This is a genomic window from Actinomadura citrea (genome assembly GCF_013409045.1).
Classification (GTDB): Bacteria; Actinomycetota; Actinomycetes; order Streptosporangiales; family Streptosporangiaceae; genus Spirillospora; species Spirillospora citrea.
Genome location: NZ_JACCBT010000001.1, coordinates 7,291,566 through 7,318,255, shown reverse-complemented (window position 1 = coordinate 7,318,255; position 26,690 = coordinate 7,291,566). Strand labels below are relative to the sequence as shown.

Annotated in this window: 29 protein-coding genes; 17 read left to right on the top strand and 12 right to left on the bottom strand. The window is 70.6% G+C overall.

Annotated elements, in window-relative coordinates; all coding sequences use genetic code 11:
- Positions 1–18 precede the first annotated feature (18 nt).
- Entirely contained in the window at positions 19–816 is a 798-nt protein-coding gene (locus BJ999_RS42575) for an NUDIX domain-containing protein (RefSeq protein WP_179836950.1), read from the top strand.
- A 71-nt stretch (positions 817–887) separates the two neighbouring features.
- On the opposite strand, the gene BJ999_RS33410 is transcribed toward BJ999_RS42575, so the two are convergent.
- Positions 888–1,487: a hypothetical protein gene (locus tag BJ999_RS33410; RefSeq protein WP_179836949.1), complete on the bottom strand. Its 600-nt coding sequence runs from the start codon at positions 1,485–1,487 to the stop codon at positions 888–890.
- Between the two features lie 763 nt (positions 1,488–2,250).
- Between BJ999_RS33410 and BJ999_RS43260 the strand changes: the two genes are divergently transcribed.
- A complete protein-coding gene (locus BJ999_RS43260; RefSeq protein ID WP_218935350.1) occupies positions 2,251–2,562 on the top strand; it encodes a dihydrofolate reductase family protein in 312 nt (103 codons plus the stop codon).
- 66 nt (positions 2,563–2,628) lie between these two features.
- On the opposite strand, the gene BJ999_RS33400 is transcribed toward BJ999_RS43260, so the two are convergent.
- Positions 2,629–3,018, bottom strand: a complete 390-nt coding sequence (locus BJ999_RS33400) for an ATP-binding protein (RefSeq protein ID WP_244983827.1) — start codon at positions 3,016–3,018, stop codon at positions 2,629–2,631.
- 141 nt (positions 3,019–3,159) lie between these two features.
- On the opposite strand from BJ999_RS33400, the gene BJ999_RS33395 reads away from it, so the two are divergent.
- Together BJ999_RS33395 and BJ999_RS33390 are read left to right on the top strand one after the other, a co-directional pair.
- Positions 3,160–3,975, top strand: coding sequence for a helix-turn-helix domain-containing protein (locus BJ999_RS33395; RefSeq protein WP_179836947.1), 816 nt, complete (start codon positions 3,160–3,162; stop codon positions 3,973–3,975).
- Positions 3,972–4,166, top strand: coding sequence for a DUF397 domain-containing protein (locus tag BJ999_RS33390; protein ID WP_179836946.1), 195 nt, complete (start codon positions 3,972–3,974; stop codon positions 4,164–4,166). The genes BJ999_RS33395 and BJ999_RS33390 overlap by 4 nt, the downstream gene beginning before the upstream one ends.
- A gap of 174 nt (positions 4,167–4,340) precedes the next feature.
- Here the strand turns inward: BJ999_RS33390 and BJ999_RS33385 are convergent, their stop codons facing one another.
- Positions 4,341–4,820, bottom strand: coding sequence for a hypothetical protein (locus BJ999_RS33385; protein ID WP_179836945.1), 480 nt, complete (start codon positions 4,818–4,820; stop codon positions 4,341–4,343).
- A 216-nt stretch (positions 4,821–5,036) separates the two neighbouring features.
- Here BJ999_RS33385 and BJ999_RS44130 point away from each other — a divergent pair, with 216 nt between their 5' ends.
- The 4 genes from BJ999_RS44130 to BJ999_RS33365 all read left to right on the top strand — a co-directional run bounded on the left by BJ999_RS44130 (position 5,037) and on the right by BJ999_RS33365 (position 8,003).
- A complete protein-coding gene (locus BJ999_RS44130) occupies positions 5,037–5,483 on the top strand; it encodes a MerR family DNA-binding protein (protein WP_218935349.1) in 447 nt (148 codons plus the stop codon).
- Entirely contained in the window at positions 5,392–6,741 is a 1,350-nt protein-coding gene (locus tag BJ999_RS33375) for a pentapeptide repeat-containing protein (protein ID WP_179836944.1), read from the top strand. Before BJ999_RS44130 ends, BJ999_RS33375 begins: the two co-directional genes overlap by 92 nt.
- Before the next feature lie 402 nt (positions 6,742–7,143).
- Entirely contained in the window at positions 7,144–7,506 is a 363-nt protein-coding gene (locus BJ999_RS33370; RefSeq protein ID WP_229810529.1) for a metalloregulator ArsR/SmtB family transcription factor, read from the top strand.
- Complete coding sequence (locus BJ999_RS33365; protein WP_179836942.1) at positions 7,503–8,003, top strand: SRPBCC family protein; 501 nt, start codon at positions 7,503–7,505, stop codon at positions 8,001–8,003. Before BJ999_RS33370 ends, BJ999_RS33365 begins: the two co-directional genes overlap by 4 nt.
- A 180-nt stretch (positions 8,004–8,183) precedes the next feature.
- On the opposite strand, the gene BJ999_RS33360 is transcribed toward BJ999_RS33365, so the two are convergent.
- Together BJ999_RS33360 and BJ999_RS33355 are read right to left on the bottom strand one after the other, a co-directional pair.
- Positions 8,184–8,708 carry a hypothetical protein gene (locus tag BJ999_RS33360; RefSeq protein ID WP_179836941.1) on the bottom strand — a complete coding sequence of 175 codons (525 nt, stop codon included), beginning with the start codon at positions 8,706–8,708 and terminating at the stop codon, positions 8,184–8,186.
- A gap of 290 nt (positions 8,709–8,998) precedes the next feature.
- Positions 8,999–9,376 (bottom strand): winged helix-turn-helix transcriptional regulator, encoded by a 378-nt coding sequence (locus BJ999_RS33355; RefSeq protein ID WP_179836940.1) that lies wholly within the window; start codon positions 9,374–9,376, stop codon positions 8,999–9,001.
- 131 nt (positions 9,377–9,507) lie between these two features.
- Between BJ999_RS33355 and BJ999_RS33350 the strand changes: the two genes are divergently transcribed.
- On the top strand, positions 9,508–9,873 hold the full coding sequence (locus BJ999_RS33350; protein WP_179836939.1) for a DoxX family protein: 366 nt from the start codon (positions 9,508–9,510) through the stop codon (positions 9,871–9,873).
- A gap of 442 nt (positions 9,874–10,315) precedes the next feature.
- Here the strand turns inward: BJ999_RS33350 and BJ999_RS33345 are convergent, their stop codons facing one another.
- Positions 10,316–10,810: a hypothetical protein gene (locus tag BJ999_RS33345; RefSeq protein WP_179836938.1), complete on the bottom strand. Its 495-nt coding sequence runs from the start codon at positions 10,808–10,810 to the stop codon at positions 10,316–10,318.
- A 256-nt stretch (positions 10,811–11,066) separates the two neighbouring features.
- Here BJ999_RS33345 and BJ999_RS43255 point away from each other — a divergent pair, with 256 nt between their 5' ends.
- The gene (locus BJ999_RS43255; protein WP_268247845.1) at positions 11,067–11,201 is read left to right on the top strand and encodes a hypothetical protein; all 135 of its coding nucleotides are present in this window, start codon (positions 11,067–11,069) and stop codon (positions 11,199–11,201) included.
- A 62-nt stretch (positions 11,202–11,263) separates the two neighbouring features.
- Here BJ999_RS43255 and BJ999_RS33340 read toward each other — a convergent pair whose 3' ends face one another.
- A complete protein-coding gene (locus BJ999_RS33340; RefSeq protein WP_179836937.1) occupies positions 11,264–12,043 on the bottom strand; it encodes a class I SAM-dependent methyltransferase in 780 nt (259 codons plus the stop codon).
- Positions 12,044–12,465: 422 nt separating this feature from the next.
- Here BJ999_RS33340 and BJ999_RS33335 point away from each other — a divergent pair, with 422 nt between their 5' ends.
- Positions 12,466–13,260 (top strand): family 16 glycosylhydrolase, encoded by a 795-nt coding sequence (locus tag BJ999_RS33335; protein ID WP_179836936.1) that lies wholly within the window; start codon positions 12,466–12,468, stop codon positions 13,258–13,260.
- Positions 13,261–13,426: 166 nt separating this feature from the next.
- Here the strand turns inward: BJ999_RS33335 and BJ999_RS33330 are convergent, their stop codons facing one another.
- Positions 13,427–13,807, bottom strand: a complete 381-nt coding sequence (locus BJ999_RS33330; RefSeq protein ID WP_179836935.1) for an ester cyclase — start codon at positions 13,805–13,807, stop codon at positions 13,427–13,429.
- Between the two features lie 111 nt (positions 13,808–13,918).
- Between BJ999_RS33330 and BJ999_RS33325 the strand changes: the two genes are divergently transcribed.
- Entirely contained in the window at positions 13,919–14,569 is a 651-nt protein-coding gene (locus tag BJ999_RS33325) for a TetR/AcrR family transcriptional regulator (protein ID WP_179836934.1), read from the top strand.
- Between the two features lie 188 nt (positions 14,570–14,757).
- Positions 14,758–15,726: a suppressor of fused domain protein gene (locus BJ999_RS33320; protein ID WP_179836933.1), complete on the top strand. Its 969-nt coding sequence runs from the start codon at positions 14,758–14,760 to the stop codon at positions 15,724–15,726.
- Here the strand turns inward: BJ999_RS33320 and BJ999_RS33315 are convergent.
- A complete protein-coding gene (locus BJ999_RS33315) occupies positions 15,723–17,675 on the bottom strand; it encodes a SpoIIE family protein phosphatase (RefSeq protein ID WP_179836932.1) in 1,953 nt (650 codons plus the stop codon). The genes BJ999_RS33320 and BJ999_RS33315 overlap by 4 nt on opposite strands.
- Positions 17,676–17,935: 260 nt before the next feature.
- Between BJ999_RS33315 and BJ999_RS33310 the strand changes: the two genes are divergently transcribed.
- Positions 17,936–19,363: an MFS transporter gene (locus tag BJ999_RS33310; RefSeq protein ID WP_179836931.1), complete on the top strand. Its 1,428-nt coding sequence runs from the start codon at positions 17,936–17,938 to the stop codon at positions 19,361–19,363.
- Between the two features lie 153 nt (positions 19,364–19,516).
- On the opposite strand, the gene BJ999_RS33305 is transcribed toward BJ999_RS33310, so the two are convergent.
- Together BJ999_RS33305 and BJ999_RS33300 are read right to left on the bottom strand one after the other, a co-directional pair.
- Positions 19,517–21,673 carry a TerD family protein gene (locus tag BJ999_RS33305; RefSeq protein WP_179836930.1) on the bottom strand — a complete coding sequence of 719 codons (2,157 nt, stop codon included), beginning with the start codon at positions 21,671–21,673 and terminating at the stop codon, positions 19,517–19,519.
- Positions 21,674–21,744: 71 nt separating this feature from the next.
- A complete protein-coding gene (locus BJ999_RS33300; protein ID WP_218935347.1) occupies positions 21,745–23,016 on the bottom strand; it encodes an acyltransferase family protein in 1,272 nt (423 codons plus the stop codon).
- 131 nt (positions 23,017–23,147) lie between these two features.
- Between BJ999_RS33300 and BJ999_RS33295 the strand changes: the two genes are divergently transcribed.
- Positions 23,148–23,690 carry a VOC family protein gene (locus tag BJ999_RS33295; protein ID WP_179836929.1) on the top strand — a complete coding sequence of 181 codons (543 nt, stop codon included), beginning with the start codon at positions 23,148–23,150 and terminating at the stop codon, positions 23,688–23,690.
- Between the two features lie 93 nt (positions 23,691–23,783).
- Here BJ999_RS33295 and BJ999_RS33290 read toward each other — a convergent pair whose 3' ends face one another.
- On the bottom strand, positions 23,784–24,647 hold the full coding sequence (locus BJ999_RS33290; RefSeq protein ID WP_179836928.1) for an NAD(P)H-binding protein: 864 nt from the start codon (positions 24,645–24,647) through the stop codon (positions 23,784–23,786).
- Between the two features lie 116 nt (positions 24,648–24,763).
- Here BJ999_RS33290 and BJ999_RS43805 point away from each other — a divergent pair, with 116 nt between their 5' ends.
- Both BJ999_RS43805 and BJ999_RS33280 read left to right on the top strand, forming a co-directional pair.
- Positions 24,764–25,711, top strand: coding sequence for an Lrp/AsnC family transcriptional regulator (locus BJ999_RS43805; RefSeq protein WP_179836927.1), 948 nt, complete (start codon positions 24,764–24,766; stop codon positions 25,709–25,711).
- Between the two features lie 152 nt (positions 25,712–25,863).
- The gene (locus BJ999_RS33280) at positions 25,864–26,532 is read left to right on the top strand and encodes a nitroreductase family protein (RefSeq protein ID WP_179836926.1); all 669 of its coding nucleotides are present in this window, start codon (positions 25,864–25,866) and stop codon (positions 26,530–26,532) included.
- Positions 26,533–26,690: the final 158 nt, after the last annotated feature.

Below are 26,690 nucleotides of genomic sequence, written 5' to 3'. Positions count from 1 at the left end.
GGGGGCTAGGGTCGCGGCGTGGCGAACTCCGAGAGTGCTGAGCCCTGCGACGGCTTCTGGGCCGACACCGCCCGGGTCCGGGCCGGTTACCTGGCCGAGGTGCCCGCGCACCTGCTGGTGATGAAGCTCGCCGAGGAGGTCGGCGAGGTCGCCGAGGCCTACATCGGGATGACCGGCGGCAATCCCCGCAAAGGCGTCCACAAGACGGTCACGGACGTCCTGGACGAGTTGGCCGACGTCATCCTGGCCGCCGCCGTGCCCATGGTCGACCTGGCCGGTGGCGCCGAACAGGCCGCACGACACCTGGCCGGACGGCTCGGCGTCGTCTCCGCCCGCGATGCCGCTCCGGCCGCGAGCGGCTGGCACGGATCTTTCATCGCGCCACACGTCCTGCTGCGGCGCGAAGACGGCGCGGTGCTGATGCTGCGCCGCCACAACACCGGATACCGCGACGGTTGGCTGTGCCCGCCCGCGGGACGGATCGAGCCCGGCGAGGACGTCCTGGCCGCGGCGATCCGCGAGGCCGGGGAAGAGACCGGCGTGAGGCTACACCGCGTCGACGCCGAGTTCTCCCACGTCCTGCACCGCACCGCCGAGTCGTTGCCGGGCCCCTGCCAAGCGGTCAGCGACTACTGGTTCACCTTCCGGACCTGGGTGGGCGAGCCGCACGCGGCCGAACCCGACAAGGCCTCGGAGGCGCTGTGGATCGATCCGGCGGCCCCACCGGCCGACCTGATCCCCCACTGCGCACAGGCCCTCGCGGCCATCGGCCGCGGGGAGACGTTCGGCCTCCACGGCTGGACACCGGACTCCTGAGCGGCAACACAGGTGCGGCGGAGTCCCGCAGGGCGACCGCGTCGGTGACGCCTCTCCCGTTGCCCGCTGAGTCAGCGCAACAGTGTGTTGCCCAACGTGATGCCGTGCAGGAGGCGCAGCCTGCGCAGTTCGTAGTGGGCGAGGGCGGACACCGTCACCGGCGCCCCCAGCAGCAGCGCCAGGGCCAAGACGTGCGGAACTCCCTTGTAGGAGTCGGTGAACAGGTTGACCAGGGCCATCACCCAGGACGCCGACACGCTCACCAAGGGCGGCACCACCTCGTGGATGTCGGCCGTCCGGAACACGTTGGTCAGTGAGAGGACGATGCCGTAGAGGGCGAAGGGGAGCATCCAGAGGAAGAGGATCACGCCCGCGGGGATCAGCACCACCGGCCCGGCCGCGTCACGCACGCCCTCCAACTCGGGGACGGCCGCGAGCACGAACGTGAACATGGAGCCGAACATCGCCGCGACCGCGATCAACGGGTGACGGATCCGGCGCGCGAACGCGCCCCGGTTCGGCGGCCGGGCCGCCATGACGAAGGCGCCCACGACCAGTGGCAGGACGCACGTGAGCACCAGGACGTTGATCCAGGCGTCGTTGAACCGCTCGCTCGCCAGTTCCTTGGGGGCGGCGACCCTGTAGACCACGGCCACGGCGAGAGACACCACGATGCCCGCCCAGGCACGGGCGACCTGCAGCTTTTGGACCCGCGCATCGACGATCAGATCCGGCCGCGAGGGCCGGAACACCGCCCGCGCGGCGAGGAACGGGTTCAGCTTCCGGAGGATCCGTCCCGCCCGCGACGGCGGCCGCGGGGGCGGCTGAGGTCCGGGTGGCCGATACGGCGGGTACGGGGGCGGAGGCTGCGGCGGGTGGGGACGCTGCGGGTAAGGCGGATACTGCGGCAGCGGGCCTTGCTGCCAGGGCGGCGGTGCTCCGTATCCGGGATGAGGCGGCCGGCGCTGCGGCGGAATCGGGGGCGGTCTGTGTCCGCCTTGTCCCCATGACGGACCAGCGGGACCTGTCACCAAGGGCTCCTCAGGGGGTTCGTCGCAGATATCCGGAACACCTGGCCCGGAACCGGCTCGGGACCATAGTGCATGATCTGGCCGGCCCCGTGCACCGGAGCGATCAGACCCGCAAGACGCTGCAGCCCGTTCTCCCCGGGGTCATTCGGGCCATCGTCTCGGAGGTGCTCATGAGTGAGCGATGACTCCGGGCGGCGGCACGGGTCTGTACTGACATGGCTCGCACCATCGCTGACATCTCCGTCTCGCTCGACGGCTTCGTCACCGGGCCCGATCCCGGCCCGGAACACGGGCTGGGCGTCGGGGGCGAGGCCCTGCACACCTGGGCGTTCTCCGACGACCCCGCCGATCGCCGGATCCTGCGCGAGGGGACGGCCCGCTCGGGCGCCGTCCGCCAGAGTCGGTGCGTCTCACCGAACTCGACTGGACGTTCGTCACCACCGGCCTTCCCGACGCCGTCGCCGCCGCACGCGAGCGCGCCGAGGCGGCCTCGTCGGCCGGCGGCAAGGACCTCGACGTCGTCCTCATGGGCGGCGCCGCAACGATCCGCTCGGCGCTCGACGCCGGGCTGGTCGACGAGCTGACGTTGCACCTCGCGCCCGTGATGCTGGGCTCCGGGACGCCCCTGTTCACCGGCGGAACGCCGCGCTCGCTGGTGCAGCGGGCCGTGATCCCGACGAAGACCGTGACGCACCTGACCTACGACGTCGCCTGACGAGGCCACGGGTCCGAGGAGCTGGACGGGCTCTTCTCAGCACCGTTCTCACGTTCGGTGGGAGAGTCACGGGCGGATGCGGGACCAGATCCACTTGCCGCCCGCCGGGTCGCCTGTGACGCCGCACTTGCTCGACAGCGCCTGGACGATGTGGAGGCCCCAGCCGCCGTTGTCGTCGAACGCCTCCTCGGAGAGGTCCAGGTCTTCGAGGGTGAGTGCCTTCACCGGCTTGCTCTGGGGGAGGGCGTAGTCCGCGTCCCAGACGGCGATGACGATGCCGTGCGCGTCCCGGCTGAGCTGGAGGCGGATCTCCTCGTGCGGCGTCTGGCGCGCCGCGTTGGTGACGAGCTCCGACACGACGAGAAGCGCATTGTCGAGAATGTGGGAATAGTTCCAGTTTCGGATTCGTGCGTCCACAAGGGTACGTGCCAGCCCCACTGCGCACGGTGTTCCCATAAGAGGCATAAGTAGATCCCCGGTCGCCGTCATCACCATCGTCCCCGCCCTTGCCTGAGATTCCGATTTTCTGAGACAAGGGTCACCCGATCGACTTATGGTTTGCCTGTAGTCATCCGAGCTGAATACAGGGAGTGTGAGATGCCCATCGTTCGCGATCCTCTTAACCCCAGGCTGTCGATGTGGCACTTCCTCGCCTTCTACCTGCGATTTTGTCGCGAGAAGGCAAATCTCTCCCTCACGCAGTGCGGAGAGATAATGGGTGTCCAGCGCGGCACTGTATCCAACTTTGAGGCAGGACGGAGACGGCCCCAGGAAGATCACATGCGGGCGCTCGACAAGCACTACGGGACCGGGTGGCTTTTTCAGCTACTGCTCTGGTTCGCCCGGATGGCACATGACCCCAACTGGGGGAAGCACCTCGTCAAGTACGAGCAGGAGACCACATTGATCAAGGCCTACCACGGTCAAGTGATCCCGCTCGCTCTTCAGACGGACGAGTACACCTGGGCCTACGTCCAGGCCGGTACTCCGAAGGACTTCGAGGCCGAGATGGCCGAGCGTGTCGCTCGCAAGAACTCCTTCTTCAGCCGGGGAACCGAGGTCGAGATGTGGGCCACGATCGATGAGAGCGTGCTTGCTCGTGAAGTCGGCGGTTCCGAGGTGCAGAAAGCCCAACTGGAGCACCTCCTCGCCATGGCGGACCTGCCGCAGGTCAGCCTCCGTATCGTCCCGTTCAAGTCGGGGGCTCACCTGGGGGTTGACGGCTCCCTCCAGATTCTCAGTCTGGGGGGCCGTGACATCGCCTATTCGGGTGCTCAGAACGGTGGTCGCTTGATCGAAATGCCTGGCGAGGTCCGGGAATTGTCGGTTAAGTTCGATCGTATCGGCGCGAAGGCGGCCTCTCTGGAGGACTCGCGCGAGATCATCAAGCGGTACTTGGAGAGTTACGAATGAGCGTCCAGTGGCGTAAGAGCACTCACAGCGGTGGAGCGGATGACCAGCACTGTGTTGAGCTGGGACGACTTGCGCCAGAGGCCGGGATCGGGTTGCGTGACAGCAAGGACCCGGATGGAGGACACCTCGTCCTCTCCGGTGGGCAGTTCGCCGGCCTGATCGAGAAGATCAAGCAGGGCTCGGCCCGCTGACCGGCCTCGCCTGAGTCTCCTGGCACGTGGGTCGACCGTGCCTTCGACTTGCCGAAGCCGGGCCTCTCCCCGGGCTATCGCAACGGTTCGCCCGGCTTGGGGGAACAGAACGGGGGCCTGGCAGTGCCAGGCCCCCGGTGGACGGGGCCGGTTGGGCCGGGCCCCGCGAGTGGATCAGTTGTCGGTACGGGCGGCACCGACGACGGCACCCACGGCGAAGCCGCAGGCGAGGATGAGGAGGTCCCCGAGGCGGCTGACGCCAAGGGGGCCGGTGATGGTGATGGCGGCGACGCCGAAGGCGGCCAGGGCGACGCATGCGACGCAGGCCGCGACCGCCGCGGTGGCGATGCCACCGGCGACGCGGATGACGATCTTCCGCCCGCCGGGGCTGTCGGGGCCGTCGTAGACGGTGCAGAAGGCTCCGCCGCTGGCGCCGAGGGCGCCTATGGCGGCGCCGAGGGCGGCCTTGGTGGCGAGGTAGCCGAGGTCACCGAACTCGAAGGGGTCGATCCCGTGGCGGTGGTGGAGGTCGGCGAGGAAGACGGCGTAGTCCAGTCCCTCGATGATGCCTCCGATGACGGCGCCGATGGCGACGCCCAGAGCCAGCGAGATCAGCTGACGCCTTTCCTCTGAGATCAGCTGACGCTTGTTCATGTTGATTCCCTGGTTGGGTCGGGGTGCCCGTGCCTTGCACGGGCAACCGGTTGTTTGTTGAACGCAGGTGGGTTCACCGCGTTCCTGGGTCCTACCGTGCCGAGCACGCCCCGCCCGGCAAACGATCGGGTGCGACTCCTACGACGCGTTCGAGGCGACCCGGTCCCTCCGCCCGGGGCCTGACGCGACACCACTCGACGGCGTGACCGGCTCTACTTGCCGGCCGACGTCGCGCGCATCAACCGAGTTCTCATCTACCGCGAACTGGGTCTGCCCCTCGACGACATCGGCGAGCTTCTCGATGCTCCGACCGTCGACATGACCGTGCCGCCGAGGCGGCAGCGCGCCCAACTCCTCGACCGAATCTCCCGCCTGCGGGCGATGGTCGACGCGGTCGATCGCATGATCGAAGCCGCGAGCGCCGGCATCCTCCTCTCCGGAGGAACAAGCCGCGATCTTCGGGCAGGGCTGGAATCGTCATGGCTCGCGGGTGCACACTGCGCCCCCGCTCCAGGCGAGAGATGGTGGCCGGCCTCTGGATGCGTGACGCGTCCCGTGATAGGGAGCGAGTATGGCGCTGCCTCGCCCGTTCAACACCGAGATCTATGTCAGCCCGGAATCTGCCGGCCTGGAAATCACACGGCTGGCAGCTCGCCTGCCTGATTGGGCGGGACGGCGAGCCACTGAGCCGGCGGACCGGCCTGCCGCCGAGGCGGCGATCCGCGGGTTGTACGAACTGGTCGGCGCGCCGCAGCCTCAGCTGGTGTGGATCGACTCGCCCCGCGGGGATCCCGATTGGAAATGGAGTGAGTTCGGCACGCCGAAGCCCCAGACGATCGCGGCCTCCCACGGTGTGCCGGAACCGGGCGAGTTCCTCTTGACCCTGCTCAGCGGTAGTCCGGGCAAGAGGGGCGGATGGTTTTCCCGTAAACGCCGCCGCGAGGTCTGGATTCACAGGCTGGCGCTGTGGAAAGAACTTATCGAGTCCTGCGGCGGCTGGTGGCCCTTCGAGAAGATCTGCCTGGTGTGCGAGCGTCCCGCTCAGATCCGTCTCGCCACCGCGCCAAGGCTCGGGGAAGACCCCTTGGTGCTGCACTGCCGCACAGGTCCGGCACTACGCTACCGCGACGGTTTCCACCTGTACGCGCTGCACGGAAGGGTCGTCCCCCAAGACGCCATCACCGGCGAGCGGACAGGGGCCGAGCGGCCGTCCGGCTTACCGGAGAACCTGGCGGCACTGATCGATGACAGCAGTGCCGAGGCCGTCGCCCGGCTCGTCGGCAAGGACTTGCACGGGGCCGACCTGCGGGGCGTCCGGTTCCCCGAGGGCACCGACCTCACCGGCGCCGACCTCAGCGGAGCCGATCTGCGCCATGCCGATCTCTCCTCGGCCGAACCAGGCCGGACCGCGGGCGCGGGAGCCCAGTTCACCGGCGCCAAACTCATCGGCGCGGATCTACGCCACGCCGACTTCGGCATCGTCGGCGATTTCATCGGCGCCGACCTGACCGATGCCGACCTGACCGGTGCCCACCTAGGCGGCGCCCCCGAGGTCGGCGCCTGGTGCTTCAATGGCGCCAGACTCGTGCGGACCAAGTTCATCGGCGCCCACCTGGTGGGAGCCGTTTTCACCGGCGCCGACCTCACTGGGACGGATTTCAAGGGCGCCCGCCTACACTACATTTCCGGACCGATCGACCCGAGTTACGTACTCTGCCACTTCGCTCAGTGCACCTGGGACTCCGCGACGAGATGGCCGAACGCCGAGTTGGCCGAGGCCGTCCGCAGGGTATCCGACCCCATCGACCAGGACACCTTTCGAGTACACGAACGGCCACCAATTCCGTCCGCACGACAGGAACCCCTCCCGCAACCACGAACCCTTCCGCAGGGCGACCCCTTCTTTGACTTCGGCCGCTAATTGGCAGTCGCGCGCATCATGGCTGGGTGTCTTCGCGTGCCACAGCGTGCCCGACCATGAGTGAGCCCGGTCGATCCGGCGGCCGGGGTGTGGTTCATCCTGGACGCTTACACCGCCCTGTACCCGCATACATGCGGCGCGGGCTGTGGCCGATCAACCCGCTGTGGACCATCGGGAAGAGTGCGAACTTCAGCGCCGTGCCGTCCTTCCTCAGGGTTATCACTGCAGATCGGATACCGAATCCGGTCACCTCGATAATCTGCAGGGCACCTCCGGAAATGACTCGCCCGCCACGCGAAGGGGGAGATCCGTTAGACGTCGGCAACGATCCGGCGGCTGTGCCTGGAGGGTGCAGGCGGCCCGCCGTCGACGGAAGCGTAACCTATGGGTTACGCTTCTGGTGTGGACGACGTGGTGAGGGCGATCGCGGACCCGGTGCGCCGGGAGATCCTGGTCATGCTGCACGGCGGTCGGCTCACGGCAGGGCAGATCGCCGGACGCTTCGAGATCAGCAGGCCGGCCGTGAGCCGCCACCTGCGGGTGCTCCGACAGAGCGGGCTGGTACGCGACGAACTCGTCGGCAGGGAACGCCTCTATGAGATCGACCCGGGGCAGCTGACCCAGCTCGCCGTGTGGCTCGCGCAGTTCGTCCAGCCACTCGGCTGGGAGCACCGCTTCGACGCGCTGGAGACGGAGGTCCATCGGACCCGCCGCGAACGCCGTCCCCACAGCACCTCCGACGAGGCGAAGGAGAACACCGCATGAACCCTCGACCCACCGGCAAGCTGGTTCGTACCGCCACCGGAAGTGATCTCGTCCTGACCCGGACGTTCCGGGCGTCCGCCGAGGACGTCTGGGCCAGCGTCACCGAGCCCGAGCGCACGGCTCGCTGGTTCGGCTCGTGGAGGGGCGACGCAGCGCCGGGCCGGACGATCAAGGTGCAGATGGCGTTCGAAGACCAGGCGCCATGGTGCGACATGCACATCGACGCCTGCGAACCCCCGTGGCGGCTGGCCCTGTCGGCGACGGACGAGTTCGGCGCCTGGCGCATCGAGTTGCTGCTGTCCGAGGCCGACGGTTCGACCCGGCTGCAGTTTGTGCAGCACCTCGACACCGAGGAGCAACTCGGCGAGATCGGTCCAGGCTGGGAGTACTACCTGGACATGCTCGTGGCCGCGCGCGACGGCTCACCCGAGCCGGACTTCGACGCCTACTTCCCCGCCATGAAGCCGTACTTCATCGACCTGGCCGCCCGAACCTGACATGGGCCCCGGTGCGGGCCGCCTCATCGCCCGGTGCCGATCGCCGCAGGCCCCGGTGCGCTGACCGGAGTCACCCCTGAACGTTTGGTCGGGGGCGGTGAAAGAGACGGAACGGGGGACCTGGCAGTGCCAGGCCCCCCGGGGAGCAAGGCCTGGTGGGTGCCAGGCCCCGCGAGTGGGTCAGTTGCCGGCGCGGACGGCGCCGACGACGACACCTGCGGCGTAGCTGCAGATGCCGATGAGGAGGTCGCCGACGGTGATGGCACCGAGGGGACCAGGGATGCCGACGACGGCGATGCCGAAGGCGGCCAGGGCGACGCATGCGACGCAGGCCGCGACCCCGCCGATGACGACGCCACCGGCGGTGCGGATGGCGATCTTCCGCGGGCTCCTGGCGAAGCCGACGAAGGCGCCCATGATGCCGCCGATGAAGCCGCAGATGGCCCCGACGACGGCGCCGACGATGGCCTTGGCGACGAGATAGCCGAGGTCACCGAACTCGAACGGGTCGATCCCGTAGCGGTGGTGGAGGTCGGCGAGGAAGACGGCGTAGTCCAGGCCCTCGATGATGCCTCCGACGACGGCGCCGAGGAGGGCGCCCACAGCGATCGAGATCAGCCGACGCCTGTTCGTCGAGATCAGCCGGCGCGTGCTCGTCGAGATCAGCCGGAGCCTCTTCGACGCGTTCAGCCGAAGCTGGTTCATGGTGGTTCCCCTTTTTGGGTCGGGGTGCGCGTGCCTTGCACGGGCAACCGGGTTGTTTGTGGAGCGTTCCGTGGCTTGACCACAGTCCTTGGGTTCTACTGTGCCGTGCACAGGCGTCCCGGCAATCGATCTACCGCGCTACCTCCTCAGTGCTCCAGCGCATCGCACCATGACGAGGCGGCCTCCCTGACTGGCCTCGTCACCTGGTCCAGGGCTCCGGCGTAGTGGAGGTCACGACCTGATCGTCTGGTTCGAGCGGCGGTGTTGCGGAGTGGAGGCGGAGCGCCGGGTCACTGGTTTCGGGTCTGGTACGCCTCGCGGCTGGACTCGATGTGCGGGACGTGTTCGATGGCCCAACTGGCGAGGGCCAGTGCGGGAGGAAGCAGGCTCTTCCCGGTGGGGGTGAGTGCGTACTCGACCCGGGGCGGGACTTCCGCGTGCACCGTCCGGGAGACCAGGCCGTCGCGTTCGAGGTTGCGGAGCGTCAGGGTCAGCATGCGCTGCGAGATGCCCGGGATCTGCCGATGGAGGTCGGTGAAGCGCAGTTTTCCTTGGTCGAGGGTGGCGACGACCAGCAGCGTCCACTTGTTGCAGATGCGGTCGAGGATGGCGCGGATCGTTCGCCCCGCGTCCCCCCGGATCATGCAGGTGTCCGCGTACTCCGACATGACGGCCCCCTGTGGGCAACGCACACGTATGTGCCTTTTGTAAGTCCTTCAATAGTGACGCATCATGAGGCTTCATACGACTGGTAACCATCGTGGCCAGCGCTACGTCACTACTTTCCGGGGTGTCCCTCGTGGAGATTTCCTACTGGATCGTCGCAGCCCTCCTCGCCGCCTTCTACCTCTACGCCGGAGGCAAGAAGGTCGCGCAGAGCCAGGATCGGCTGCGGCCGATGATGGGGTGGGTCGACACCGTTCCGATGCCGCTCGTCCGTCTGATCGGAGTCCTGGAAGTCCTGGGTGCGGTCGGTCTCATCCTGCCGCCGCTGTCCGGGATCGCCTCATGGGTCGCGATCGGCGCAGCGATCGGCCTCGTCCTGATCCAGGTCGGCGGCATCGCGGTCCACGTGTCCCGCGGCGAGGCCCGGCTGATCTGGCTCAACGTCGTGCTCCTGGCCACCGCCGCGGCCCTCATCTGGCTCGGCACCACGTGGCTCTGAAAAGCGAGGACGCCGCATCCAAGGACCTCTTCGCTCAAGACGCGTCTGGCCGTGGGCATCGGCCCAGTCCTGGTCCGCGGCGTAAAGGAGTGCTCCGCCTCCGCCCACGGTCCGGGAGTGCAAATCGCGGTCGAGGGCCCGGCGTGTGATGGTCGTCGGTGTGAACGACGAAGCGTCTCCAGCGGCGAGATCGGTCCAGGCTGGGAGTACTACCTGGACATGCTCGTGGCCGCGCGCGACGGCTCACCCGAGCCGGACTTCGACGCCTACTTCCCCGCTATGAAGCCGTACTTCATCGAGCAGATCGAGCAGGACCCGGCCCGCTGACCGGCGGCGTCTCCGAGCGTTCGGTCGGGGGCGGGGAGCAGGGACGAGAACGGGGGCCTGGCGGTGCCAGGCCCCCGGGGAGCAGGACCTGGTGGTGCCAGGTCCCGCGGGTGAGTCAGTCACCGCTGCGGACGGCGCCGACGATGAGCCCCGCAGCGAAGCTGCAAGGGCCGATGAGGAAGTCGCCGGGCGAGGTGAAGCCCTGAGGGCCGACCGGGCCGTGGACGGCGATGCCGAAGGCGGCCAGGACGACGAACGCGACGCAGGTGGCGCCCCCGACGATGACGATGCCGAGGGCGATGCGGACGTCCGTCTTCCGCGCGCCGAACTTCTTGGAGGCGCCGAGGAGGACGCCGATGACGCCGATGAGCGCGCCCAAGATCGCTCCGGTGATGACCTTGGCCAGGAGGTAGTCGAGGTAGTGGAACGCGAAGGCGTCGATCTCGTGGCGGTGGTGGAGGTCGGCGATGAAGGCGAGGTAGTCCAGGCCTCCGACGACGCCTCCGACGACCGCGGCGATGAGGACGCCCACGGTGATCGAGATCAGCCGACGCGCTTTCGTTGAGATCCGCCGGAGGCCGTCCGGCGTGATCAGCTGAAGCCTGTTCATGTCGGTTTCCTTTTTGGTCGTGGTGCGCGTGTCTGACACGTGCACCGGGGTTGTTTGTCGGGCGTTCGTGGATTCACCACAGCCCTCGGGTCCTACCGTGCCGAATGCGGCCCTCCTGGCAAACGATCGGTTGTGCCGTCCGCCTCCCCAGAGCCGCTGTCAGGTGGTTCGCCCGCGTCGATGACCGCAGGACGCGGTCCGGCGCCGAGCCGCACCGGGGACGAACCGTCGCACCGCCATCGCGCTCGCGCAGGAGATGAGGTCCGTGTTCGCGGCCGAGTGCCTCGAAATGGTGGAGCACTCGCGGACGGGTGCGGAGGCCGCCGGCGAGGACGCCGTCATGCAGGACGTCCTCGCTCAGTGGCGGGGTTTCCAGTGCCCGAAGGGGTGAACGGCGCCTTCCCGCAGGGAGCTTCTCGGGTAGGCGCTCCGCCCTTCTGCGCGGCCGGATCGTCAGGAGTGACGGCGGGCTTCGACAATCCAGGCACGCGAGTCGAAGTACACACCGCTGTCGGTGCTGTGGGCGTCGAGAGCGGCGCGTAGTCGCGTGCGTGCCCGCTCGACCGTCGCCGCGTCGAGACCGGCGAGCCGGTTCTCGTCCCAGAGGCGGGTCACGTTGTCGAACGCGGCGGCGCTGTCCGGGCCGTAGTAGACGGGTTCGTCGACCTCGGTGAAGCCGGCGTCCGTGAAGCCCGCCGCTGTCAGGACCTCTTCGGTGAAGGCCGGGTCAGCGAGCGAGAAAGGGCCTGGGCCGGGGGCGGGGGAGTCCGAACCGGGATCCCGGGGCTGGCTGATCACGGAGTCCCATGCGTTGCGGTCGCGTCCCTGCCAGACCAGCAGCACCAGGCGCGCCGCGGGGCGCAGAGCGAGCCCGATGTTGGTGAACGCGGCGACCGGGTCGGCGAAGAACATCGTGCCGAACCTGCTGATGCAGACGTCGAAACGCGCCGGCGGGAAGCGGTGGACCTGGGCGTCGGCCTGCTCGTAGGTCACGTTGGACAGCCCCTGGTCGCGACTCAGCCGGCGGGCCCGTTCGAGCATCTGTGCGGATCGGTCGACGCCCACCGCGGTTCCCTCGACGGCGGCGCGGGCGGCCTCGCGCGTGGTCTGGCCGGCGCCGCAGCCGATGTCGAGCACGCGGTCGCGGGGGCCGACGCGGGCGGCGGCGCGGAAGATCTCGTTGTGCGGACGCAGTTCCGCGTCGTAGTCGAACAGGCGGGAGTGGTCGGCCATGGTCGGCGGTTCCTCTCGTGCGGTCGCCTCCGGTGTGCCGGACAGTACCGGGAAGACCACGTCCCCGCAGGAGCCCCGGCGGCCGCGTCCTGCTCGACCAGCGCACGCGTGGCGGTTTCGAAGGGCACGCTGTGAACGGGGGATATGTGCGGCCGGGGCCGCCCGGAAAAGGTTCTGAGTCGGCATCAGGCCCGTGGGTTTGCTGTTTCTTCTCCGACTTCCCCGGCACGGTCCTGATACTGCTCGTCTTTCTGCCGAGTAAGCGGACAAGTGATCATCGGGCCTCTATAGTGTGCCGGATGACCCCCACTCTGAAGGCGCGAAAGGCCGTCGCCGTACTGGCGGCGGCTTTCGTATGTGTGCCACTGGCTGCGGAGAGTTCCTCGGCGGACGACACATTCCCCTCGCAGGACGCCTGTGCGGTGACGAACAACAACACCCCCTCCGGCGACTGCGGTCCCTTCGTCCAGCTCTACGCGGAGAACTTCAACGGCGGCGACGTGCCCGTGGGCGCGTTCAAGACGTGCGCCGGCGACGGTGACTTCCGCTGCGCCGGGCTGAAGACCGGCTACTCCCACTACTACGACACGCTGGGCGCGTACCCCTCGGGCTGGCCGGACACCGCGACGAGCGGGGCCGACGGGAACGGCGGCCGGACGTTCGGCGGGTACTACCGGCCGGAGAAGGCCGTGAGCGTGTACACGGCGTCCAACGGGGACGGCCAGATGCGGGTCCACATGACCTCCGACGGTTCCGTCAACTCCGTGGCCGCCGTGGTTCCCCGGAAGTGCATGAACCTGCGGTACGGGAAGTTCACCGAACGGTTCATCGTCCGCACCCGCACCCCCGGCTTCAAGATGGCCCACCTGCGCTACACGCCGAACGAGGTGGACTACCCGGAGGCGGGCGGGAACTTCTCCACCGACCCCGTGAGCGTCTTCACGCACGGCTTCAAGGAGTCCAACGCCGACGTGGCGCCCGGCACCGCATGGACCTCGTGGCACACCTACTCGACGGAGATCGTGCCGGGCTCGCTGCGGTTCTACCTGGACGGCAAGCTGGTCAAGACCGTCAACGCCGACTTCCCCGAGGCGGCCGACTGGGTCCTTCAGAACGAGAGCGCGCTCGCCGGCGCCTACGCGGCGGCCGGGGCGTCGGTGACCATCGACACCACATGGCTCACCTGCTACAAGTACGTGGCTCCCACGTCCCACTGATCAGCACCGGCCCGGGTGGATCATCCGGGTACGGCGATCGACCAGAAGATCGCGGCCGCGGAAGGTCTCGCGACGCGTGTGAACGTGGAGGGGCCGGTGCTTTCGCCCCTGGCGGGCCCGGCGGTCGGCTTCGGCCTCCGGGTGGAGCCCGGCCCCTCCCGCACGGCTAGGTGAGCAGGTCCTCGGGGCTTGCCGAGGTCGGGAAGCCCGTGCTGGCGCCCCACATCTCGGCGAACCGGCCGTCCTCGATGCGGAAGATCTCGAACAGTTCGGGCGGTGCGGCGTCGTCCGGGAGGGCGAGTCCCTCGACGGTCGAGCGGACGGCGGCCCTGTCGCCGTCGACCAGGACGTCCCGGGCGACGACCCGCATGTCCGGGAACCGGGCGACGAGCACGCGCCAGGCCGCCTGGCCGGCCTCGAAGCCGGCGCCGAGGGGGTGGCTGAAGAAGTCGGGCGTGTGCAGAGCGGCGGCTTCGTCGAATCGTCTGGTGTTGAAGCATTCCTGCATCTGCCGAACCAGGGCGCCTGCGTCCTCGCGTGCGGTCATCCGCGCGTCTCCTCGTGGCCGGTCATGATGAGCGGCGCCGGCCTAACCGGTGCGCCGCCCCGGTTAGGGACAGACTATCCGGTGCGACGCCCCGGTTACACTTGGATCGCCATGTCCAGCCGGTCACCTGATCCCGAGCCCTCGACGGCTCCCCGGCGCGACCGGGAGCTCCGGGCCGACGCGCGCCGCAATCGCGAGCGGGTCCTGCGGACCGCTCGGCGACTGTTCGCCGCGGAAGGTCTGGGCGTCTCGCTCGACGAGATCGCCCGCCGCGCCGGCGTCGGCCCCGGCACCGTCCACCGGCACTTCCCGGCCAAGGAGGATCTGTACCTCGCCGTCGCGACCGACATGCTGGAAGGACTCATAGCGGAGGCGGAGGCGCTCGCCGCCGGCGGCGACCCCGAGGCGGTCTTCACGCTGCTGGCCCGGATGATGGCCACCGGCGCCGAGAACGTGGCCGTCAAGAGCGCGCTCGCGGCGGCCGAGTTCGACCTGCGCACCACCGCCCCGGACGTCGCGGCGAACCTCACCCGCCATGTCGCGGACCTGCTCGACCGCGCGCACGCAGCCGGAACAGTGCGCGACGACGTCACCGCCGACGACGTGATGGCCCTGGTCGCCGGCGCCTTCGCCGCCATCCGCCACGCCGCCGCGGAGACCAGCCCCGACCGCGCGGCCCACATCGCCCGACTCATCCTGGACGGCCTGCGCCCCCAGCGGACGACGCCGGCACCCGAGCACCGGGGAGCCTCGCCCGGCTGACGGCGAGTTCCTTTTCCAGGCCGGAACCAGCGACCCGGTCAACGCCGCGTCCGCCAGGTATCCACCTGCCAGGCCGCCTTTCCCGCCGACCGCCACCTCGCCGGCGTGGGAGCGCGGGCGGCCGACGTGAACCTTGATCGCGTTGGGTGCGTCGGTACGGGGGACGCTGGGTCGACGGAGGGAACGGGATGCTCAATCTGGACGGGTGGAACGCGATCGACGGGGTGCTCAAGGCGCAATACGGGGACGCGGAGCGGCTGGAGTGGGACGCGCCCGTGCCGTACCGGCCGGCGGGTCCGATGCCGATGGGCCGGTTCGTCACCAACACGATCGCGATCTATCCGCGGGACGAGCCCGTGCCGCACTGGCATCTCGTCGGGTACGCGCTGACGGCGCCGTACGAGGAGCGCGGGTACGAGTTCACGCTGCGGGTGCCGCGGCGGCCGGAGGAGACGGCCGCGCCGAACTGGGCGCTGGCGCACCTGGAGCACCTGGCGTCGTACGTGGTGAAGAGCGGCAACGACTTCGAGGTGGGGCACTACATCGAGTTCCCCGACCCGCTCGACCCCGAGCGCCCGGACTCGGACATCCGGGCCGGGGGGCTGGTGCTGGACCCGGAGCTCGGGCGGGCGCGGACGGAGCTGGGGGAGATCGCGTTCCTGCAGTTCGTCGGCCTCACCACCGACGAGCTGCACGCGGCGCAGTCGTGGCATGTGGACGGACTCGTCGAGGCGATGGCCCCGCACCTGCCGCTGCTGGTCACCGACCTCGGCCGGATGTCGCTGGCGGACCTGCCCGATGTCGCGTGGACGGTCCGCGAGGGCTCGGCGCGGGAGGGGGCCGGGACCGGGTTCCTGTTCTTCCAGCGGCTGGCCGCCGACACCTCGGACGGTGTCACGCTGGAGATCGGCGTCCAGCACGTCTCGCAGTTCACCAAGGTGCTGCCGGCCCGGGTGCCGCACGGGAACCCGCTGATCCTGCGCGGTCCCGGAGAGCCCGTCGTGCTGCTCCCGGGGCGGGAGTTCCGCCACACCCGCAACGGCGAGGCCCTGGAGATCACGCTGCCGGACGGGGTGAGCCGCGCCGTCGCCGAGGCCGTCCGGCCGCGGCCGGGGACGTACCGGATCGGGCCCCTGACGGTGAACGTGGTCGCCTAGCCGGGTTCGTTCGTCGTGTGGGGGAGGGCGACCACGGCCATGACGTGCTGTGCGGGGCTGCCCGGCGGGGCGTAGAGGAGGAACGGGCGGCCCGGGGAGTCGGTGCGGGTCTCGGCCTCGTAGAGGACGGCGACGCCGGCGCTGGACAGGTGGGTGACGCCGGTCAGGTCGACGGTGAGGGGCGTGGTGCCGCCGCGGGTGCGGACCACGAGCTCCTCGCGCAGCTGCTCGGCGGTGGCGGCGTCGACCGGGCCGTCCAGGCGGATCCGCGGGCGCCCGTCCGAGGGCTGGTCCAGGATCAGCAGCAGGTTCGGCAGGTCCGACGGGGCCGGTGACGGCGTGACCTCGCCGGGGCTGAGCAGCCGCGCGGGACGGGTCAGCCGGTGCCGGACGGTCGCGGTCGTCCCGCGCGGGCCCGTCTCGACGTGCAGGTCGTCGGCGAAGTCGCTCGCCATGGCCAGGCCGCGGCCGCGGTCCTCGGTGGGCTGCCAGGGCTCGCGCCAGTGGCCGTCGTCGGCGACCTCGATCTCGACGACGCCGCGCCCGGTGCACTCGGCCCGGATCCGGACGGCGCCGGGCGTGCCGTCGTAGGCGTGCTCCACCGCGTTGGTGACGAGCTCCCCGATCGCGTGCCGCAGGAGGATCACGTCCTCGGCGCGGGAGCCGAGGTCGTACAGCCATTCGTCGAGGGCCTTGCGGGCGGCGGGGATCGCCTCCGACTCGGCCGGCAGGTCCAGCAGCAGCGGCGCGTGCGGTGCGGTCCGCTGCGCGGCCAGCAGCGCGATGTCGTCGTCGTGCCCGGACGTCCTGACCAGCAGTTCCAGCGTCTGCGTGGTGAGGCGGTCGACGGCGGCGAGCCAGTCCTCGCGCAGCGCCCGGCCGGCGGCGACGTCCGCGGCGACCTCCGCCAGCTCGACGGTTCCGGCCGCGACCTCCAGGCCGGGCCGCCGCAGGATGCCGTCGCTGTACAGCAGGAGCTGGTCGCCGACGGCGAGGTGATCCACGGCGAGCGGGAAGCGGGTCCCGGTGCCGAGCGGCCCCCCGCCGGACGAGCGCAGGTAGCGGGCGGGGCCCGCGGACGGGATCAGCAGCGGCGGCGGATGCCCGGCCGTGCAGTACGTGAGCCGCCCGTCCGCCGGGTCCACGGCGGCGACGCACAGGGTCGCCGCCCGTGCGGCGGGGAGCCGTTCCGCCAGCCGGTCGGCGGCGGCGAGCGCCTCGGCGATGTCGCCGGTGTGGTCGAGCCGGTCCTCCAGGACGGCGCGGATCCGTCCCATCGCCGCCGACGCCTCGACGCCGTGTCCGGCCACGTCCCCGACCACGAGGGCCGTCCGGCCGTCCGGGAGGGGGACGGCGTCGAACCAGTCGCCGCCCGCGGCGGAACCACCGCCTGCGGGCAGGTAGCTCCCGCCGATCTGCAGGCCCGGCAGGATCGGCAGGCCCGCGGGCAGAAGCTGCCGCTGCAGGACCCCGACGATGTCCCCGGGCTCGGCCGGGCCGTCCTCGGCGGCCCGGCGCGCCGCCTGCCGCTCCCGCACCCGCTCGGTGACGTCCTGGGCGAACGCCACGAGCCGGACGACCTCGCCGCTCGCGGACTTCTGCGGGATGACCGTGCAGTCGATGTAGACGTCCTCATCGGGCCCGGTCTCGCGGGGAAGCTGGATCCGCCACTCGCGCGCCGTCACCGTCTCTCCCGTGCGGAACGGGCGGTCGAGCAGGTCGATCAGCTGCTTGGCGGCGAACTCGGGGAACAGTTCGGAAGCGGAGCGGCCGAGCACCTCGTCCCGCTCCACCAGCGCGCGGTAGGCGGCGTTCACCGCGACCAGGCGGTACTCGCCGGGGCTCTCGACCCCGGCGACCGCGGCCGGGATCGCCTCGAACACCTGCCGGACGGTCCGGGCGTCGCCGGTGAGCCTGTCCATGTCCTCGTCGCGTGCGGACTCTTGCATCAACCCTCCGGATGGTCACCTCCGTGCGTCCCTTTGTTTCCGACTCATCCGGGTTAACACCTTGTGACGCACTCGTTGCGCAAGCATCCGGTACCCGCTTGCGTCGAGGAGATTCATCTCATACCCGAGGCGTCCCGCGCCAGGTCTGGGCGTCCGTCCGCACGCGCCGCCGCGCCTCACCTGGTCCTAGGCCGATCGGACCTCGCCGATCGGGACCGCAGACCGACGCGGCCGGCCGCCCCGGCGACCAGCATGGACGCATGACCGCAGAACTCACCGCGCAGGCGACGGCCCGGCCGGCCAGGGCGACGACTCCGGGCTGGGCCGCGCTGCTCGCCGCGTCGATCGGCCAGTTCCTCGTCGTCCTCGACATCTCCGTCGTCAACGTCGCCCTGCCGCACATCCGCGAGGGCCTCGGCCTCGGCGCGACCGGCCTGCAGTGGGTCGTCAACGCCTACTCGCTGACCTTCGCCGGGTTCCTCCTCCTCGGCGGGCGCGCCGCCGACCTGTTCGGCCGCAAGCGCGTCTTCATCACCGGCCTCGGGCTGTTCACCGTCGCCAGCCTCGCCGGCGGGTTCGCGCAGGACGGCGCCATGCTGATCGGCGCCCGCGCGTTCCAGGGCCTCGGCGCGGCCATCCTCGCGCCCGTCACGTTGTCGCTCATCACCGGGACGTTCCCCGAGGGCCCGGCGCGGACGAAGGCGATCGCCATGTGGACGGCCGTCGGCACCGCGGGCGGCGCGACCGGCGGCCTCGTCGGCGGACTGCTGACCGACTACCTGAGCTGGCGCTGGGTGCTGCTGATCAACGTCCCGGTCGGCGCGGTCGTCGCCGTCATCGCGGCCCGCTGGCTGGGCGGCGAGGCCGACGCGGCCGGGCGCCGACGCCTCGACCTGCCCGGCGCCGTCCTCGTCACCGCGGGCGTGGGCCTGCTCGCGTTCGGCATCGGCGAGACGGGGGACCACGGCTGGAGGGGCGTGATCCCGCTCGCCGCCGGCGTCGTCCTGCTCGCCGCGTTCGTCGCCGTCGAGGCGCGCACCGCCGAGCCGCTCGTGAAGTTGCGGCTGTTCCGGCTGCGCAGCGTCGCGGTCGGCAACCTCGCGACCCTCGTCGGGACGATGGCGGGCTTCGCGCTCTGGTACTTCCTGTCGCTCTACATGCAGAACGTCCTGCACTACAGCGCGGTCCGGACCGGCCTGTCGTTCCTGCCGCACACGGCGGGGATCATCATCGGCTCGCGGCTCGCGCCGCCCCTGATGGCCCGGATGGGCGCCCGGAGCCTCGCCGGCATCGGCGGGGTGATGGCCGCGGCCGGGTTCGCCTGGCAGAGCCTCGTGCTGGACGCCGACGGAACGTTCGTCACCGCGCTCCTCGGTCCGGGCGCGACCATGGCCCTCGGCTTCGGCCTCCTGATGACCCCGCTGGTGGAGGCGTCGACCAGCGGCGCGGACTCCTCCGAGGCGGGCGCGGTCGCGGGCGTCGTCAACACCTCCCGCACGATCGGCGGCGCGATCGGCCTCACCATCCTCGGCACCGCCGCGGCGCACGCCGGGCCGGACCTGGCGGACGGCTACTCGGCCGCCTTCCTCGTCGCGGCCGTCATCACCACCGCCGGCACGGCCATCGTCCCGTTCCTGCCGCGGCCCCACCGGGCGTCCCAGTCCGAGGAGGGGGAGGCGATCGCGTGACGCAGGGCCCCGGGGCCGACCAGCCGACCGAAACAGAACGGGCGCACCGGAAGGTGCGCCCGTCTCTGTCAAAGCGAGGAAAGCGAAAGGGCTGGTGCCATTTGAGAGATGAGAAGGAAGCCCTTTCATGGCCTCGTATGCCGACTTTATCAGTCAGGCCGGGACCAGGTCACTCAGATTTTCCGGCGTGTACACCGTGGAGCCCTCGTGCAGGCCGTCCGGGCGTTCCAGGCCGATGAACGTGACCGGTTCGCCGGGCGCCGTGCCGTCCCAGCGGGTGGTCTCCCCGGCGTCGAGCAGGTCCACCAGGTGGCGGACCGTGAGGTGGCGGCGCTCCACGATGCCGCGCAGCAGCTCCGCCGTCGTCACGCGGTTGTCCTCCACCCGGTTGAACTCCGGCGCGCCCTGCAGGTGCAGGTGCAGCCACTTGGCGCGCCACCGGCCGTCGTCCCCGCGCAGGAACACCATCGGCAGTGCGACCCGGCCCGGCCCCCGCAGCTCCGACTTCATCCGGACGGTCCGCGCCTCGAAGGGGCGCCCCTTCTGCTCCCCGTCGCGCAGCATGAACCCGAAGAACGACTCCTCGACCTGATCGAATCCTTCCCCGGAAAAGATGTCCACCTGCGGGACGATGAACCGGGCCTCGACCTTGGCCAGGGTCAGGTTGATGAACTCCGAGGCGCCTTCGGGGGCGTCGGTGATGTCGCCGGAATGCTCTCCCGCCACGGACTTGAGATTGGTGTAGGAGATCCATTCGGGGTCGCCGTAGTCCTCGCCGAGCATGAGCACGGAGAGGTCGAAGTCCGTCCTGCGCTCGCGCTGCCGCCAGTAGACGAAGAACCGCAGCAGCCCGCCGTCGACGGGCGTCACCGAGCCGCGCGGCAGGACGCCGAGCCCCTTCCCGGCGGCCTTCCCGCTGAGCGGCAGCGCGACGTCGAGCACGTCGGGATCGACGACCAGCCGGCCGACGGACGGGAGGCGGCCGCGGATCTCCTCGTCCAGCAGCGCCGAGAGCCGCTCCGCCGCGTCCGGGTCCAGGGGCGGGCGGGTGTCGGGCAGGGTGACGCCGCGTCCGAGCCGGTTGGCGAACAGCCGTGTCCGTCCGGTCTCGGCGGCGCGGTTGAGCAGGTGCTCCCGCACCGACAGCAGCACCCGGCCCGAGACCCGGCCGGCCACGGACTCGGCCGTGGCCAGCACCGCATCCTGGGAGTCCGGCGCGAGGCGCAGCAGCCGGTCCAGGGACCGGAACAGCATCCCGGGCGCGCCGGCCCCCACGCGCGCCGCGCCCGCGACGTCGCCGCAGGCCAGCCGCGCCTCGAAACGCGACGCGAACGACGGCGCCTTCTTCTCGCCGCGCGCGACCGCGAACACGTCCGCCGCCCCAGGCCACTTCGGGTACTCGTACGGGTGGAGCCGCTCGCCGAGCCGCTTCCACGGCTCGCGCCGGGCGGCGACGTCGCCGAGCCTGCCGGGGTCGTCGCGGACCACGCCGTCGAGCGCGGCGAGCAGCGCCCGGCGCGTGGGACGCGGCATCGACACGAACCGCGTGGGCTCCTGGAGGGTGACGTCGCCGTCCGACAGCGCGCACGCCAGGCGCAGCACGTCGGTGACCGTGTCGACGAGCAGGTCGGCGCCCAGCGCCAGTCGGACCCGGTTGACGACGGCGCGGTTCTCCCGGACGGGGATCCGCGCGGGGTGCGGTCCCGAGGCGTGGTGCGCGGCCAGCTTCCCGAGCGTCTCCAGGTCCTCCTCGCCCAGCGGCGTGGTGCTCTCCGCGAGCCGCAGGTACAGCTCCGCGGCCTCCTCGGCGAGAGCGCGCCCGAGGTGCAGGACGGTCACCCGGTCGCCCGCGGCGGCGACCAGTTCGTCCTGCGCCGCCAGCATCTCCTCGTAGGTGTGCTGGTAGCGGCCGTAGCCCTTGAGCGTGAGCAGGTCGAGGACGCCGCCTCGCTGCGCCTCGCGGGCCGCCGGCGCGAGCTTCGCGTCCCGCAGCGTCTCGTGGAGGAGCCCGAGCCAGAAGTCCAGGGTGTCGGGCACGCCGTCGGGGAAGTCGCGGAAGTAGGTGTTGTGCTGGACGTGGTCGCCCGCCATCTCGCGGACGTTCGCGAGCGTGCGCACCGCGACGCTCCGGACGGTCTGCGCCGACAGCCCCGACAGGGCACGCAGGACGTCCCCGGACAGCTTGAAGCCGGCCGACATCAACGCGGCGTCGAACTGCCGCGCCACCGCCGCTCCCTCTCCGGACGGACCGGACGGCGCGGGAATGCGATGCGTGTGCCGGACGACCAATGCCTCAAGCCAGATGTTCACCGGGCCATGGTGACAGAGCGCCATAAATCACTGCACTCGATTAAGCGCTTCCGACCGATCGACCACGCTGGTCAGGAGGCGAGGGCGTGCTGTTCCAGCCGCGTGTCCGGCGCGGACGGGCGGGCCAGGCGCTTTCCCAGCCGTTGCGCCGGCGCCTCGATCCAGCGCTGCGAGGCCCAGCTCGCCGCGATCAGAACGAGAAGGAAGAAGACGATGCCGACCGCGTCCTCGCGCCCGGAAACGCCGAGGAATTGCGCGGCCGCCATGAGCAGCAGCGGATGCAGCAGGTAGACCGAGAAGCTGATGGTGCCGAGACCGGTCGTCCAGGCGGGAAAGCGCCGGTGCCGGAGCCGCCACCCGGCCGCGAACGCCGCGGCCGCCGCCAGGACCGCGCCGCACCACACGAGCTGGGCGTTGCGCCCGTAGGGGGCCGCGTTCCACGTCCCGGCGGCGAGCGCTCCGGTCAGGACCGCCGCGCCCGTCGCACCGGCCGCGCGCCGCGAGATCTGGCCGTGCTCGGCGCGGTGCACGGCGGTGCCCATGAACATGGCCGCCAGCATGAGCAGGCCCTCCCAGGCGCCGAGGCGGCCGTTGACCGCGACCAGCACGAGGGCGAGCAGCCCGCCGAGCAGCCCGCCCGCGACGCGCGGCGCGGGACGCCGGGACGACGCCGCCGGGACCGCCACCGCCAGGGCGGCCACCGTCACCGCGACCACCGGGCCCGTCCCCGCGGTGCGCGACAGCAGCGCGGCGGGGGCGTACGCGCCCGTCAGCAGCCCGCACGCCGTCAGCGCGACCGCCACCAGCGCGACCACCGTGAGGACGACGGCGGCCGGCGCCGAGCGGCGGTGCCCGCCGACGACGAACAGTGCGACGACCAGCAGGTAGAAGGCCATCTCGTAGGACAGCGTCCACAGCACGTTCATCGCGTTCGGCACGTTCAGGACGTCCTGCAGCATCGTCATGTGCGCCAGGACGGCGGTCGCGGGGGAGTACTGCTCCAACCCCGCCCGGAGTCCGAGCACGCCCAGCAGGAACGGCAGGACGCCGAGGAAGCAGGTCACCGCCAGCAGCGGGTAGATGCGGAAGAACCGGCCGACCCAGAACCCGCGCACGTTGCCGCGCCGTTCCAGCGAGGCGGGCACGATGTAGCCGCTGACCAGGAAGAACACCAGCACGCCGAACAGGCCGGGATCGAACCAGTCGGCGATTCGCACCCGGAGGTCGGGCAGGTACACGTAGCTCGCGTGGTGCAGTGCCACCGCCAGGGCCGCGGCCCCCCGCAGCGCATCGAGCCACCCAAGCCTGGACGATGCGGGGGAAACACCCAAAGCGGGAATCATTCCGACAGACTAGTAGCTCTCGCCCCATCTCCACCATCGAACGCAGGTCTTCCGTTAATCGCATTTCTGCCGTGAAATGGATGAGAAACATTTCTCGCTCGCCGCTCGGAAGGCGGCGGATTGGAGGGGCAATGCCGGGGATCACGCATCGCTCGACCAAGGAGGCCGCGATCAGGTCGCGTTTCCTTTCGCACGGCACACTCAAGATCACTGATGTGGCGGCCACCCGGCGCTTCTACGAGGAGGTGCTCGGTCTGGAGGTCGTCCAGCCGATGACGGCGGTCCTCTACGCCAGGCTCGGCGGCGACCACACGTACGTGTGCGTGGAGTCCAGGCCCGACCGCCCCGACATGCCGCTGCTCTACCACAACGGAATCGACGTGGGCAGCGACGAGGAAGTGGACGAGGCGTACCGCGCGATGGCGGAGGTCGGCGAGGAGTACGGGGTCAAGGAGCTCAACAGACCCGTCCGCCAGCACGGCGTCTACTCGTTCTACCTCAAGGACCTCGACGGCAACTGGTGGGAGATCGGCCACCTGCCGCCGGGCGGCTACCGCTTCCGGTTCACCGACGCGCGCAACGACCTCACCGGCCGCACCGGCCTCACTCCGCAGGAGGCGAAGGACGTCTTCCTCAACCCGGTCATCGACACCGACCGACTCGTCCCCGAGTGATCGCGCCACCCGGGTGACCACACCGACACCGCGCCGGAGCGCCGATCCCCGGCGCGGCGTGCGTGATCACGGTTCTGCGTCGCCGGCTCGGGTCTACTGCCGGGAGAACTGTCCGGCGTGGTCGAGCACCCACCGGTGGAAGGTGCGCGCCGGAGTGCCCGTCACCGTCTCCACGGTGCTGGTGAGGGTCGGTGCTGGAGCGTCGAGCATCTTGGCGTAGCCGTCGAGCAGGACGTCCACGAAGGAGTCGGGGAAGGACTCGTCGTCCAGTAGCCGCCGCCTCGCCTGTTCGCGGGACAGTTCCTGCCATCGCAACGGCCGGCCGAGGGCCCGGCCGATGACGTGGACCTGCTCGGCCTGGGTCAGCAGTTCGGGGCCGGTCAGCTGGTAGCACTTCTGGACGTGATCGTCCTCGGTCAGCGCGGCCACCGCGACGGAGGCGATGTCGGCCTCGTGCAGCATCGCCATCCGTACCGCGCCGAACGGCCCGGCGACCGTGTCGCCGGCGCGGATCTGGTCGGCCCACCACAGCGCGTTGGCGGCGAACGTGCTCGGTCGCAGGACGGTCCAGGCCAGGCCGGACCGCCGCAAGAGGCGCTCGACCTCGGCGTGCGAACGGCCCACGGGATCGGTGTGCCGGTCAGGGGCGAGCCCGTCCTGCACCGCGCCCGAAGACAGCAGCACCACACGCTGGGCGTGCCGCTTGATCACCTCCAGGAGCGCCGCCATGGGCCGAGCGTCATGGAACGGCCACATGAGGAAGACCGCGTCCACACCGTCCAGGCACGTCCGCAGGCCCTCCGGATCGGCGAGGTCTCCGCGCACCACCTCGGTGGCCTCGGGAAGGCGCGCCGACTCGGGATCGCGTGTCACCGCCCGTGCCCGGATCCCGCGCTCCAGAAGCTGGGCGAGGACCTGATACCCGACGTTTCCGGTTGCCCCGGTCACGAGGATCATCGTTGCTGGCTCCTTCGATCGCTGTCGCGGCGGGTCGAGCCTCCTGTCGGTGGGCATCGCGGCGCCAGTTCGCGGCTGGAATCCGGCGGACTCCTCCATCGCAGTAGCTTTGAGCGGTGGATTCCATTGATCGTGGATTGGTGCATGCTCTTCAGCTGGAAGGCAGAGCCCCGTTCAGCCGGATCGCCGAGGTGCTGGGGGCGTCCGAGCAGACGGTCGCCCGGCGCTACCGGAAGCTGCGGTCGAGTGGGGCGATCCGTGTGGTGGGCGGCGTTGACGGGGCGCGGCTCGGTTACACCTCGTGGACCATCCGGCTGCGGACGACCCCGGACGCCTCGAATGCGCTGGGCGCCGCATTGGCCCGCCGACCTGACACCTTCTACGTCCACCTGCTCTCGGGAGGAACCGAGATCTCCTGTTTCACTCAGGCCCGCTTGGAGGACGGCGAGGCGTCGCTCCTGGAAAAATTGCCCCGGACGAGCAAGGTGTTGGCGATGAGCGCCCACTCGCTCCTGCGGGGTTTCGCCCTCCCCAGCGGCTGGGCGGGGCTGGCCGCTCTGGAGGAAGAACGAGCAGCGCGGCTCCGGTACACCGCGGCCCCCGAACGCCGGGCCGCCGTCGATGCCAACGATCACGCCCTGCTGGAGACGCTGGCGGCCGACGGCCGGACCAGCCTTGCCGACCTGGCCACCACGACCGGCTGGTCGGAGTCGACGGTCCGGCGTCGGCTGGATCACCTGCGCCGCTCGGGGGCGCTGCTGATCCAGCTCGAGTTCGACCCGCCCGCCCTGGGATACCGGGCACAGGCGCGGCTCTGGATGTCGGTACGCCCCTCGGGACTGGTGGCGGTCGCCGAAACGCTGGCCACCCACCCTGAGGTCTCCTTCGTCGGCGTCACCACCGGCACGACCAACCTCATGGCCGAGGTGATCTGCCGGGACAACGCCCACCTCTACCGGTACCTGACCGAACAGGTGAGCGCTCTGGACGCCATCCAGACGCTGGAGAGCGGCCCGGTGATGCGCACCCTCAAGCGGACCGGCACGATCCTGCCGGCCAGGTGAACGGCCGGGCCGAGCATCTGCCAAGAGCAGTTGCCGGCGAGCTCACCGAACGCTCCCCCTGATCCTCGACACGGAGGGTGGTCGCTCCTACCGGCTTACGTGGTCCGCCCCCGCAGCGGGTAGCCCGGGGGCGTCTGGGGACGATGGTGGGCATGACGACTGACGAGGGCACGACCACGCTGCCGCTGAGCCCGGACGAGCTGCTGACCACGACGCGCACCGTGCGCAAGCGCCTCGACCTCGACCGTCCCGTCCCCCTGGAGCTGGTCCGCGAGTGCCTGGAGATCGCCGTGCAGGCGCCGAGCGGCAGCAACCGGCAGGGCTGGCAGTGGGTCGTCGTCACCGACCCCGAGATGCGCGCGGCGATCGGCGAGTACTACCGGCGCGCGTTCGCCGCCTACGCGCAGGCGGGCGGCGCCGGCGGCGGGCAGTACCAGGACGACCCGGAGCGCGCCGAAGTGCAGCGCCGCGTCGGGGAGAGCGCCGCCCACCTGGCCGACCGCATGGGCGACGTCCCGGTCCTGGTGGTCCCGTGCCTGCGCGTGCCCGGCGGGCGGCTGCCGGAGGGCAACCAGGCAGGTCTGTGGGGCTCGCTGCTGCCCGCCGTCTGGAACTACTCCCTCGCGGCACGTGCCCGCGGGCTCGGCACCGCGTGGACGTCCCTGCACCTGACGTACGAGCGGGAGGTCGCCGAGCTGCTCGGCCTGCCCGAGGACGTCCGGCAGGGCGCGCTCATCCCGACCGCCTACTACACCGGCGACACCTTCCGCCCGGCCCCACGGGTCCCGCTGGAGGAGATCCTCCACCTCGACCGCTGGTGAGGGCGCCTTGCCGTCCAGCTTATTGGCGGAACGCCAATAAGCTATTGCCGCAGCGCCAACAACGTTCTAGGGTTGGGTGTGCACCCGGGGACACGGAGGCGAGGAGGCCGGCTCCAGCGGCTGCGCCCCCAGCCCCAGGTGATGAACGGTTCCCGCCG